This is a genomic window from Tepidibacter formicigenes DSM 15518 (assembly GCF_900142235.1).
In the GTDB taxonomy this organism is placed as follows: domain Bacteria; phylum Bacillota; class Clostridia; order Peptostreptococcales; family Peptostreptococcaceae; genus Tepidibacter; species Tepidibacter formicigenes.
In genome coordinates this window covers 1-12,695 of the sequence record NZ_FRAE01000075.1, presented here as the reverse complement: position 1 = coordinate 12,695, position 12,695 = coordinate 1, and the positions used below count along the sequence as shown (strand labels likewise).

At 28.7% G+C, this 12,695-nt stretch carries 14 protein-coding genes; 2 read left to right on the top strand and 12 right to left on the bottom strand.

Going from position 1 to position 12,695, the window contains the following annotated elements:
• The first annotated feature begins 327 nt into the window (after positions 1–327).
• Both BUA77_RS11455 and yyaC read left to right on the top strand, forming a co-directional pair.
• Positions 328–2,340, top strand: coding sequence for a phosphodiester glycosidase family protein (locus BUA77_RS11455; protein WP_072890328.1), 2,013 nt, complete (start codon positions 328–330; stop codon positions 2,338–2,340).
• A gap of 77 nt (positions 2,341–2,417) precedes the next feature.
• The gene (yyaC, locus tag BUA77_RS11450) at positions 2,418–2,927 is read left to right on the top strand and encodes a spore protease YyaC (RefSeq protein WP_072890326.1); all 510 of its coding nucleotides are present in this window, start codon (positions 2,418–2,420) and stop codon (positions 2,925–2,927) included.
• On the opposite strand, the gene BUA77_RS11445 is transcribed toward yyaC, so the two are convergent.
• From BUA77_RS11445 to BUA77_RS11390, 12 genes are all read right to left on the bottom strand, one after another.
• Positions 2,911–3,843: an AEC family transporter gene (locus BUA77_RS11445; RefSeq protein WP_072890324.1), complete on the bottom strand. Its 933-nt coding sequence runs from the start codon at positions 3,841–3,843 to the stop codon at positions 2,911–2,913. The genes yyaC and BUA77_RS11445 overlap by 17 nt on opposite strands.
• 78 nt (positions 3,844–3,921) lie before the next feature.
• A complete protein-coding gene (gene fabZ, locus BUA77_RS11440; RefSeq protein WP_072890320.1) occupies positions 3,922–4,353 on the bottom strand; it encodes a 3-hydroxyacyl-ACP dehydratase FabZ in 432 nt (143 codons plus the stop codon).
• 193 nt (positions 4,354–4,546) lie between these two features.
• Positions 4,547–4,840 carry a rod-binding protein gene (locus BUA77_RS11435; RefSeq protein WP_072890318.1) on the bottom strand — a complete coding sequence of 98 codons (294 nt, stop codon included), beginning with the start codon at positions 4,838–4,840 and terminating at the stop codon, positions 4,547–4,549.
• A 14-nt stretch (positions 4,841–4,854) separates the two neighbouring features.
• Entirely contained in the window at positions 4,855–5,652 is a 798-nt protein-coding gene (gene flgG / locus BUA77_RS11430; RefSeq protein WP_072890315.1) for a flagellar basal-body rod protein FlgG, read from the bottom strand.
• Positions 5,653–5,667: 15 nt separating this feature from the next.
• A complete protein-coding gene (locus BUA77_RS11425) occupies positions 5,668–6,741 on the bottom strand; it encodes a flagellar hook-basal body protein (RefSeq protein ID WP_072890313.1) in 1,074 nt (357 codons plus the stop codon).
• 91 nt (positions 6,742–6,832) lie between these two features.
• Positions 6,833–7,855 carry a rod shape-determining protein gene (gene mreB / locus BUA77_RS11420; RefSeq protein WP_072890311.1) on the bottom strand — a complete coding sequence of 341 codons (1,023 nt, stop codon included), beginning with the start codon at positions 7,853–7,855 and terminating at the stop codon, positions 6,833–6,835.
• 116 nt (positions 7,856–7,971) lie between these two features.
• The gene (gene spoIIID / locus BUA77_RS11415; RefSeq protein ID WP_072890309.1) at positions 7,972–8,220 is read right to left on the bottom strand and encodes a sporulation transcriptional regulator SpoIIID; all 249 of its coding nucleotides are present in this window, start codon (positions 8,218–8,220) and stop codon (positions 7,972–7,974) included.
• Between the two features lie 104 nt (positions 8,221–8,324).
• Positions 8,325–9,092 carry a M23 family metallopeptidase gene (locus BUA77_RS11410; protein WP_072890307.1) on the bottom strand — a complete coding sequence of 256 codons (768 nt, stop codon included), beginning with the start codon at positions 9,090–9,092 and terminating at the stop codon, positions 8,325–8,327.
• Between the two features lie 79 nt (positions 9,093–9,171).
• The gene (gene spoIID, locus BUA77_RS11405; protein WP_072890305.1) at positions 9,172–10,149 is read right to left on the bottom strand and encodes a stage II sporulation protein D; all 978 of its coding nucleotides are present in this window, start codon (positions 10,147–10,149) and stop codon (positions 9,172–9,174) included.
• A gap of 86 nt (positions 10,150–10,235) precedes the next feature.
• A complete protein-coding gene (murA, locus tag BUA77_RS11400; RefSeq protein ID WP_072890303.1) occupies positions 10,236–11,489 on the bottom strand; it encodes a UDP-N-acetylglucosamine 1-carboxyvinyltransferase in 1,254 nt (417 codons plus the stop codon).
• Between the two features lie 17 nt (positions 11,490–11,506).
• Positions 11,507–12,247 carry a YwmB family TATA-box binding protein gene (locus BUA77_RS11395; RefSeq protein WP_072890300.1) on the bottom strand — a complete coding sequence of 247 codons (741 nt, stop codon included), beginning with the start codon at positions 12,245–12,247 and terminating at the stop codon, positions 11,507–11,509.
• A gap of 245 nt (positions 12,248–12,492) precedes the next feature.
• On the bottom strand, positions 12,493–12,695 hold a 203-nt coding region (locus tag BUA77_RS11390), incomplete at its 5' end, for an HD-GYP domain-containing protein (RefSeq protein WP_330390102.1).

The following is a 12,695-nucleotide window of genomic DNA, read 5'->3' as shown; positions in this document are numbered from 1 at the left end:
CAAAATTAGAATAATATTTTTGATAAAAAGAAAGTGGGATGAAATCACTAATATCAAAAAAATGATTTAACATAGAAAGTAAATTGTATTGATTTTGATTAAAAAACTTTTCAAAATCAGAAGAAATATTAGAAAAGTTTAATTGTTTAGCTTGAACTGGCATAAGTTTTTCCTCCTTTTTTCATTTTGAGTTATACACATCTAGTTAATGTATATATACCCAAAATGGGGGAAACTTAGCCATTTCTATAAATTTAAATGTAGTATTTATGCGAGTTGTAGAGTTCTGCAACGAGCTATTCCTTGTTAAGAAAGGGGGAGATTTTTTTGAATAAAAAACTTATAAGTTTCATCTTAACTGGATTTTTGGTATTTTCATCTTCTATAAATATTTTTGGCAACAGCATTATAAATCAAAAAGAAAGTGAAATTAATTTATCTAAAGGAGTAAAATACAAAAATATATATACATTTACAGAAGATGGTATACAAAATGTAAACTTAGTTGTAATAGATTTAAATGATCCAAATGTAAAACTAGATATTTTATTTAATAAAGATGGATTTACTAAAAGACAAAAAGTAAGTGATATGGTAAAAAATGAAGATAATGTTTTAGCTGCTATAAATGGTGATTTTTTCAGTATGTCAAATCCTTCATTTTCACTTGGCCCTATTGTAAAGGATGGAAAAGTACTTTCAAATCCTCATTATGAAGTTAATAAATATGCTTCATTTTTAAAAGATATAGATAATAATATATTTTTAACTTATCTAAAACCTGATGTTAGTATATCTAATACAACTACAAATAACACAATAAATATTGCAGCTATAAATAAGCCTAGTCAATATTTTGCAAATATAGTTGTTTACACTAATGAATATATAAAAAATTCTCCAGGAGCAAATGATACTTATTATGACCTATGTGAAGTTGTAGTTGAAGATAATGTAGTAAAAGAAGTAAGGTATGGACAACCTTCAATTCCTATCCCTGAAAATGGATATATAATAGTAGCTGGAGGAAATAACGGTTTAGTTCTTAGAGATAATTTTAATGTAGGTGATGAAATTAAAATAAACTCTACATTTAATCTTGATTATAATAATATAGACCTCGCTTTGGGAGGAGGCAGCTTAATATTAAAAGATGGTGAAATCTATCCTCCAACACAAAAGGTAAAAGGTAAAAGTCAGAGGTCTGCTGTAGGTATCACTCCTGATAATAAGTTGATTTTATTCACAGTAGATGGCAGACTTTCTAATGTTATAGGAATGGATGAAAACGACGTTGCTCATTATATGAAGTCTTTAGGATGCAAAGATGCTATGCTATTTGATGGAGGGGGATCTACAGAGCTTATCGTAAAAAACGATATAGTTAATACTCTTGTAGGAGGTAAGGAAAGACCTATAGTGAACTCTCTAGCTATTAAAAATATAGGAGAAAAAGGAGATTTTTCTAATATAGAAGCTTACTTAGATAAAAACTTTGGATACGTAGGAGATGAATTTAAAATAAATATAGGTACATTTGACTCTGATTATAATCCAATAAATATACCTATTGATGATATTAACTTTGATATTTCAGGTATTGAGGGAAGCTTTGATAAAAATGTATTCATTCCAACTAGTGGTGGAAAAGGAACTATAACTGTAAGCTATGAAGGTGAAAAAGTATCTATTCCTATAGATATAGTTGAAAAACAAAATACAGATTCAAATTTAGTAGAAAATTTACCTGAAGATGGATTTAATATTGCATTTTTAGGTGATATGAGTATTAAGAATAATAGACTTCTTGATAAACTAATACATGTAAAATACAAAAAAGAGCTAGAAAAAAATTCTGATACTGTAGTTTTTATTGGAAACTTAAACTCTAATTTTGAATCTAATTTAAATAAAACTAAATCAAGCTTTAAAAAATCCTACTCTAGCAACATAGTAGATAATAACCTTATAATATCTTTAGACAGCTCTAATGGAGGATTTTATAAAATAAAAGGTCAGTGGGACTTTCTAAAGAATTCTCTTGATACTTCTTTAGATAACATTTTTATAGTGCTTAACTCAAAAGACTCTTTAAAACTAAAGGATGAGATTGAAACATTTAAAAAGACTTTATATGAAAAAGGATTTGAAAAAAATATTTATGTTATATATAAAGGAAATGAATTTTCTCAAATAGTTGAAGGAAATGTTAGATATATAAGTATTCCAGATTATAAAAATGTATATAAAGATGATTTTTTAAATGACTATAAATATCTTTTAATAAATATTAAAGATGACGAGATTAAATATACCTATAAAAACATACTTGATAAATAATTTTTAAGGCCCCACTATCGGGGCTTTTTTCATATTTTTAGTACCTTCTCCATATACTTAACTAGGAGGTGCTATCTGTGTATTTGGCTAAAGTAAATTATAAAGAAGAAGATGTTATACATGTTCTAACGGAACTTTTAAAAACTATAATAAACGATAATACCGTAATAATTTGTATAGGAACAGATAGATGCATAGGTGATTCTCTAGGTCCCCTAGTTGGAACTATGCTAAAAAACAGCGATTATAAATACCCTGTATATGGAACTCTAGATAAACCTATTCATGCTTTAAATATATATGAATCTTTAGATTGCGTAAGAAAAAAGCATCCTAATGCTACTTTTATAGCAATAGATGCTTGTTTAGGTGAAAAAAATAACATAGGAAATATACAAATCAGAAAAGGTCCTATACATCCTGGAAAAGGAGTTGGAAAAACCCTCCCTAAAATAGGAAACTATTCTGTAGTTGCTATAGTAGATAAAATTGATGAAGATAGTAAATTTTCTTTCAGTAATATAAGACTTAATTTTGTAGTTGAAATGTCTGAAATAATAGCAACTTCTATTATGCTTGCAACATAACTACAAGAATAGGTATAGTAATTATGGAAAATAAAGTAGTTATAAATACACCTTGAGAAGCTAAGATATGATCATTATCAAATCTAGTTGCAAATATAGCTGCATTGGCAGCACAAGGCATAGCAGGTATTACGCAAGTAACTCCTAGTACTAATCCATCTACAGAGAATACATTTTTTAAAACAATATATATTCCAAAGGGTATAAATAAAAGTCTTAAGAAGGATACTATAAGTAAATATTTGTTTTTAAATGCATCTTGTATTTTAGACTGGGCTAATATTGAGCCTACTACAATCATAGCCATCGGAGTTGTAGCTGAGCCTAACATATTTAATAAATCATAAATAGGTCTTGGAAGCTTTATTGATAGTAAAAACAATGTATACCCTACTACAAGTGCAGATACTCCTGGATTAAGAAATATCTTTTTAATATTGATACTGCTTTCTTCTCTAGAACTTCTAGACATTATTATTACACCAATAGTCCATACTAATATGTTAAACGGCATGTTAAATAGTGCTGTATAAAAAACTCCAGAATCACCATAAATAGAACTAATAACTGGATACCCCATAAACCCTACATTAGGAAATATGAGTAAAAATTGTATAATATCCTTTATTTTACCTTCAAGCTTTAATGATTTAACAACTAAATAAGATAAAACTATTGTTATTAAGTATATAGATACGGATATCAATACTATTTTTATACTTTTACCAATCATATCTTTTGAAAAGTCATATTGCATGGATTTTATTACAAGTGCTGGAAGTGTTATGTAAAGTATAACATTACTTAGTTCTTTATTTAATGATTGGCTTATAATTCCTTTTTTATTTGAAATATAACCTAAAAGTATTAAAGTAAATAACATAAATATTTGATTAAATGTAGAAATAAAATTCATCATCTCACCTCACAATTAATAAGTAAAAAAGTCCTTATACTATTTTAATTGATTCAATTAAAATAGTATAGGACTTTTTTATTGTTTTGATACTAATGCAAACATTAAATTTCCGCTACAAACTAAATCTTCTCCAACGTAAGCTTTAGCTTCAGCCTTTCCTATTCCTCTTCTCATTGCAATAAGCTCAACTTCCATTTTAAGTGTATCTCCAGGTCTTACTTCTTTTCTAAATCTTACGTTATCTATTCCTGTAAATACTCCAAGTTTTCCTTTATTTTCTTCAATACTCATCATGGCTATAGCTCCTACTTGAGCCATGGCTTCAACTATTAAAACTCCTGGCATTAGAGGATAATCTGGAAAATGACCTTGGAAAAATGGCTCATTTGCAGTTACATTTTTTATTCCAACAGCTTTTTTCCCTTCTTCTAATTCTACTATTTTATCAACTAATAAAAACGGATATCTATGGGGTATTAGCTCTTTAATTTGATCTATATTAAGCACCCTTTAAAACCTCCTTTTATTATCTAGTACTAATTACTATTTTTAGTATATCATTTATATATAAAATAAGTAAACAAAAAATTCGCTTCATGCTAGCGCATGGCTCATGTCGCCAACGAATCTATCGATTCCGTTGCTTAAATTACAAAAAAAGTCCTAACATTGTTTAAAAACAACATTGGACTTTAATAGTCTATCTCTTTATATTTGTTTTAGTAAATTGTTCATATATAAGCTTGGCAAGACCTAAAGAGGAATCTTTAGACGTTTTATTTGCTAATTCATCTGTGTAAAGGTCCTCAAATATTTCTCTACCTGAAGATTTTTGCATTAATGAATCTTTAGGTACTGTTTTTTTCATTTCTTTAAACATTATTTTCACAAACTCAGCTTCTAACTCTTTACAGGTTTTCATAAGCTCTTTATCATCTTTATTATTTTTAACCTTACTTTTTAAAATATCCAAATTTCTATTATTTACCTGCATTTACATCACCCAACCTATCTTCTTAGGTTATTTGCCATTTGAAGCATATCATCTGATGTTTGAATAGCTTTAGAGTTTATTTCATATGCTCTTTGAGCTGTAATCATTTTTATCATTTCATCTACAATTTGAACATTAGACGACTCTAAGAACCCTTGAAATACTTTAGTATTTCTATTCTCATCTTCTAGCACTATTTCTTCTCCTGAAGCATTAGTTGCTTTAAAAAAGTTTCTCCCCATTGCTTCTAATCCATCTGGATTTAAAAATTCAACTATTTTTATTCTTCCTAATTCTTCTACTTCTCCATCTTCATTTTTAACAGTTATAAGGCCATCTTCATCTATATTAAAATCTGTATATCCATTTTCCATTACTATTTCATCATCATCTTCAGTTAAAACTGTATATCCTTCACTTGTTACAAGCTTTTTAGTATCTTCATCTACACTTAACTTAAATGACCCATCTCTTGTATAAAATTTTTCTCCTGATGGAGTTTCAACTGCAAAAAAGCCTTGTCCATTTAAAGCAAAATCCGTTGGATTATCCGTTCTATCTGGAGTCCCATTTTCGAATATTCTACTTGTAGCACTTAACATAACCCCATGACCTATTTGCAAATTTGATGGACTTCCCTGCCCTTGTATTATATTTGATTTTTTTACATTTTCATATAAAAGATCTTTAAATTCTACTCTTTGCTTTTTATATCCAGTTGTATTAACATTAGCTAAGTTATTTGATACAGTATCTATATTAAGCTGTTGAGATTTCATTCCACTTGCAGCTGTCCAAAGAGCTCTCATCATAATTTATCCCTCCAATTAAACTTTTCCTATTTCATTTACAGCCTTGCCTAACATTTCGTCATATGCCTTTACAACTTTTTGATTACTTTCATATTCTCTTAATATAGTAATCATATCAACCATTTCATTTATTGAACTCACATTAGATCCTTCTAAACTTCCTTGAAGTAGTTCTCCTTTAAATTCTTGCTCATTAGGATTTACATTTTCTTCTACTTTATAGAGATTATTTCCTTCTTTTCTTAAAACATTTACATTTAAAACATTAACTATATCAAGCTGATCTACAAAGGAATCATCTATATATAATTCACCCTTTGCTGTTACCTTAAAATCTTTATCTATTGTTATTGTCCCATTTTTTCCAAGTACATAATTTCCATCTTGAGTAATTAATTCTCCTTTATTATTAGTTAAAAAAGATCCATCTCTTGTGTATCTTATTCCATCTTGAGTTTGTATTTTGAAAAATCCATCACCTTTTATAGCAAAATCTAATTTATTATTTGTTGGTATTAATTGTCCTGATTTAAAATTAGTCTGAATTCTATCTAGTCTTAATCCTCCATTTATAGTCCCTATAACATTTTTATGTGGATTATATATTAAATTTCCTATTACTTGTCCATTTGATAAAATATTACCATTAGCTTTATCAATTTCTATATTATTGTTAGGAGCTTGTATTTTATTTCCATTTGAATCTAGAACATAAAATCCAGTAGTTGTGTCTACTCCTTTATTTATATCTCTAGTATATGTTTTTAAATAACCTTGCTCATCTACAGCAAATCTTAATGATCTATTATAACTTTTTCCCATTGGACTATCTACAGTAAAAAAGCCTTTAGGTGTTGTAACAAAAAAACCTTCACCATCTCTTTTAACTTCTAAGCTACCTTTATTATTTGGATTACTTGGTAACTTTGGGTTTATTTTACTAATTAACTTTTCAGGAAAAGCTTCTGAAATTACTACATCTTTTTTAAAACCATTAGTATTAGCATTTGCTATGTTATTAGTAACTACATCTAGTTTTTTCTGATTAGTCTGCATTGCAGATGTTACAGTATAAAGGCCTCTAAACATATTATCACTCCAAAAAATTTTTCTTTATCTTTTTTATATTTCGGCATTTATGTAGGAAAAGTTTAATTTAAAATACATAAATTTTTTTGAATTATTTTCTAAATTTAAACGTTCCTCCTTTTTTTAGAACTTTTAAAGAATTTAAAGCATCTCCCGTTCCTTTTGCCACACATGATATAGCATCTTCTGCTATATTTACTTTTATCCCAGTTCTTTTTTGTATTAATTTATCAAGTCCCCAAATAAGAGAACCTCCCCCTGTCATAATTATTCCTTTATTACTTATGTCCGCCGAAAGCTCTGGTGGAGTTTTTTCAAGCACACTGTGAACTGCATCTGCTATTTGAGTAACACTTTCTTCTAAAGCCTCAAACATCTCTGATGAAGATACTTTTATCGTTATAGGAAGTCCTGATACTAAGTTTCTTCCTCTTACATCCATTGTAACTTCTGGCTTTCTAGAAAATGCTGCTCCTATATTTATTTTAATTTGTTCAGCCGTTCTCTCTCCTATAAGCAAACTATGTTTCTTTCTCATGTATTTTACTATTGCTTCATCAAATTTATCTCCTGCTACTTTTATAGAAGTACTGACAACCGTTCCTCCAAGTGATATAACTGCTATATCAGCTGTACCTCCACCTATATCTACAACCATGTGTCCTTCTGGCTGAGATATATCGAGTCCAGCTCCAATAGCTGCAGCTATTGGCTCTTCTATTATATGTACATCTCTAGCCCCAGCTTGCTTTGTCGCATCTTCTACTGCTCTTCTTTCTACTTCTGTTACTCCTGATGGTACGCAAACCATTATTTCAGGTTTAAAAAATTTAAAAAACCCTTTATTTCCCAATACCTTATCTATAAAATACTTAAGCATTCTCTCTGTAACATCATAATCAGATATTACCCCATCCTTTAATGGCCTTATAGCAACTATATTTCCAGGTGTTCTTCCTATCATTTTTCTTGCTTCTTCACCAACGGCTAAAACTTTATTCTTTTTTTTATCTATTGCAACTACAGATGGTTCTTGTAGCACTATTCCTTTTCCCTTTACGTATACTAAAACTGTTGCTGTTCCTAAATCTATACCTATATCTGCTCTAACCATTTAATATCTCCCCTATCTTTTGTTTGTAATTATTTTACTTTATCTCCTTCTACAAAAATATACAAAAAATTTGTTTTAGTCAAGAAAAAATGTAGGTATTTTTTACCTACATTCATTTAATCACTTTCATATTTTAATTTTGTTGCCATGCCTCCTCTTATATGTCTCTCTGATTTATTTTTATCTAGTACTTTCTTTACCTTTTTAGCTAAAGATGGATTTATGGAAGTTAATCTTTCAGTAACATCTTTATGTACTGTACTTTTACTTACTCCAAATGTTTTTGCTGTTTCTCTTACTGTGCTTTCTTTTTCTAAAATGTATTTAGCAATAACTATAGCCCTTTCTTCTATATAAGCCTTCAAATCTCCCCCTCCTTAAAGAGATAATCTTACTCATATATATGAATTTTTCATTAAAAATAGAACAGGCTTAACCTTATTTTAAGGTTAAGCCTGTTCTATTAATATTAATTTGAATTTATTATAGAAAGTGGGTCTATATTTTTTCCATCTTTTAAAACTTCAAAATGTAAATGAGGGCCTTCTTTACTTTCAACTATTGAAGTATTTCCCACACTACTTATTACATCTCCACGATTTAGCTTTTGTCCTTTTTCTACAATTGTATCTAATGATAAATTGCTATATACAGTAACTAAATTCCCTTCATGCTTTATCTTTACAGTAACACCGTTTCTTTCATTTTTAGCAACGTCTAAAACTTCTCCGTTCATAACAGCTTTTACAGGAGTTCCTTTATCTGCTTTTATATCTATACCTTTATGTAACTCCCATTGGTCTAAAGTAACAGAATAACTTGGTTCAGTATCAGAATAGTCTCTGATTAACTCACCTTCAGTTGGCATAATGGCATTAATTTTAACAGCTTCCTTTTTAGCTGCAAGCTGATTTTTGGATTCATTTTCTTTTGCTAATTTTTCTTTTGCTTTAGCTAAATTTTGCTGAGAGCTTGTAGAAGTAGGAACAACTTTTTCATTATCTTTTATTAAATGAATTTCATCTTCTCCATTGCTAGCTACTTTGTCATCACTTTCATCTATCAACTCTCCATGCTCATAATTTACAAATCCGTCTTCTGTTGCTAAATTGTCGATACTATTCTTAGTAACCCATACTGCTGTAAGTGCTACTAAACAAACACATAAAAATAACACTAAATAAAAGCCATCTCTTTCTAATAATTTTTTGCCTTTATTTTTATTATTATTTTCCATCATTTCCACCTCCATTTATATTCTTTCCTGATTTTAAAATTATATACAAAAAAAAGAAGGACATTTGTGGTCCTTCTTCTTAATATTTCTTTTCTATCTTAACTCCTTTAAAATAATGCTTTAAAATTTCATCATATTTATATCCTTTATTTGCCATACCATTTGCTCCCCATTGACTCATTCCTACGCCATGGCCATACCCCTTAGTTATTATATTTACATAATTATCACTTACTTTTATTTCAAAATCAGATGAATTTAAATTAAGTATTTTTCTTACATCTCTACCTCTTATGACTTTGTTTCCTACTTTTATTTCCTTTACAGATCCCCCTTCTGTTCTAGATAGTATCTTAATGTCTTTTTTTATATTATCTGATATTACAATATCATTACTTTTAAATTTATTGACAAAATCATTTTTACTAATTTTTACATTCGAAACAAGTTTAGGAGAGCCTTGCTCATATGGGCTATCAACCGATCTTAAATACGGAAGCTTTGCACTAAATACTTCCTCTGAATTTTCAGTTTTTCCTCCACTAGTAGAATGATATAAAGGTTGAATTGTTTTTCCTTCATATACCAAAACCTTTCCTCTTGTATCATCAACAGCTTTTTTTATTTTAGGCCAAAGTTTTTCCATCCAATCTTGACCATGAGCCTTTTTAAGTTGATCGATAGTTAAATATTCTTGGCAGTGATTATGATCTGTACATACAACTGCACCTTTATGTTGAGGTATTTTATCTCCTCCATTTTCCATTTTATAAAAAACATAAGACCTTGCAGCTATGGCTTGGGCTTTTAAAGCTTCTTCATTAAAAGTTGCAGGCATTTCTGATGCTACAACATTATATAAATATTCCTCTAAATTCATAGTTTCAACTTTATCCTCTTTACTATTGTAAACTTTTATATTTAAAGATTCAATTTTTTTATTTTGAACAACCTCTTCCTTAAATATATTATCTTTATATATTCCTATAGTTAAAAGTACTGGAAGTATTATAATTATAAAGAAGATATACAGTAGAATAAAAAAAGGGTTTTTCATAAACTTTCCTCCTTAGATTGTTTTATCAATAAAGTTTATGAGAACCCTTGTCTTATTATTCCTATTCATATTTTAAAGTTAAATTATTATTCCGATATTACTTCAATATCTGCACCTAACGCTCTTAATTTCTTGTCTATATCTACATACCCTCTATAAATATGATGAGTTTCTCCTATTATAGTTTCTCCTTCTGAAACAAGTCCAGCAAGTATTAATGCAGCTCCAGCTCTTAAATCTGTAGCATTTACAGTTGACCCTTGAAGTTTTTCTACTCCTTGAACTACAGCACTTCTTCCTTCTATCTTTATATTTGCTCCCATTCTGTTAAGCTCTGCTACATTCATAAATCTATTTTCAAATACAGTCTCTATTACTACACCGGTTCCCTTTGCAACACTTAAAAGTGCCATAAATTGAGATTGCATATCTGTTGGAAAACCTGGATGAGGTAAAGTCTTTATATCTGTAGCTTTGATTTCCTTTGGCCCTACTACTCTAACTGAGTTTTCCATTTCATAAACTTCACATCCTACTTCTCTAAGCTTTGCAATTGTTGGCTTTAAATGATCAATTAAAACATTATCTACTACTACATCTCCTTTTGTAATAGCCGCTGCAACCATGTAAGTTCCTGCTTCTATTCTATCTGGAATTACAGTATGAACAGCTCCTTTTAGTTCTTGTACCCCTTTTATTCTTATAGTATTAGTTCCTGCTCCCTTTATATTAGCTCCCATTTCATTTAAAAAGTTAGCAAGATCTACTATTTCAGGTTCTTCTGCAACGTTTTCAATTATAGTAGTACCTTCTGCAAGAACAGCTGCCATCATTATGTTTTCTGTAGCTCCAACAGATGGAAAATCTAAATACAGCTTAGTTCCAACTAATTTATCTGCCTTTGCTTCCACAAAGCCATGGTCCATTTCGATATTAGCTCCTAAAGATTTAAATCCTTTCAGATGAAGATCAATTGGTCTTGTTCCTATAGCACATCCTCCAGGCATTGATATCTTTGAACTCTTGAACCTAGCTAGAAGTGGTCCCATTACTAAAAAAGAAGCCCTCATTTTTCTAACTAGTTCATATGGCGCTTCACATGTTTTTATGTCACTAGCATCTACAATAAGTGTATCTTCATTAAACTCTACTTTTGCTCCTAAATGCCTTAATAAATCAGATATAACATGTACATCTTTTAAATTTGGAACTCCTTTAATTACAGATTTATCTTTAGCTAGTAATGTTGCTGCTATAATTGGAAGTACGGCATTCTTAGCTCCATTTATTTTTACATAACCTTTTAAAGGTTTGCTTTTTCTAACTACTATTTTTGTCACCTATTTTCAGTCCTTTCCTAATATTCTAATACTATAAGTGGTGTACCTATGTAAACAAAAGTCTTATCTTCGTATTCACTATATCTTAAAGAAACATTTAAATTTACTTTATTTCCTCCATAAGCTATATACTCGTTCAAATCACTAGTATATCCCGTTACCGATAACATATTCTCATCTTGTATTTCTTCTTTCTTAACAGCATTTAAATCAGAAAATATATTCTTTGCTATACTATTATAGCATTTTTTATCCACTTTTTCTTCAAAATATCCTATAATACAAGAATATAAATCTAAATTACTAGAATAATTTTTTAAAATATTTTTTAATTTTGTATAATTCTCTACTATATCTTTATACACTTCATTATTATTAATGTCAACTATAATATGTGTTTGTTCCACATTTTCACATTTTTCACTTTCTATTATTACTGATACACCATGACTATCCATATTTTTTGAATAAGTATATACTTGTCTAAAATTATCTTGTTCAGTTTTTGTATATTCTAAATTACTAATATCAATTCCTAAACTTTCATTTATTTTGTTAGCTATATCATTCATTTCCTCAAAACTTAAAAATTTATCATCTATTTGTGCATGTCCATTAATATTATAGCTTTCAAAATTAGAATCTGTTTTTTCAAAGGCATCTACTATCTTATCATATCCATTTTGATTTTGTTGAGCATAAGATATTATGCTTAATAATAAAACCATTATTATTGCAAAAGAAAACAATCTCTTCATAAAAAAACCCCCCTTTAAATTATATCTATTTTCATTATTGACAATTCAAAGAGGGTTATACATTTTAATTATAAAAAAGTCTTTATTCTAAAAATTTTACAATGTAGACTTTTTTAAAATTTCATGGCGCCAACGAATTCTAACGAATTCCGTTGCTTAAAACTCATAACGGAATTTATATTTATCCACAATTCAAAAGGATTATAATTTCCTATTCGTTATAAAAACTTATATTTTATGTGATTTTACCTAACTTTCTCAAAAACATGCTTATTTATATTTATTACTTCTATAAAAGCATCTACTATTGCAGAATCAAATTGAATAGAGCTATATTTTTTTAATTCTTCTATAGCTTCATTATAGCTTTTTCTACTTTTATATGGTCTATTGGAAGTCATAGCATCAAAGCTATCTGCTACGGTTAAAATTCTAGTAAGATAAGGTA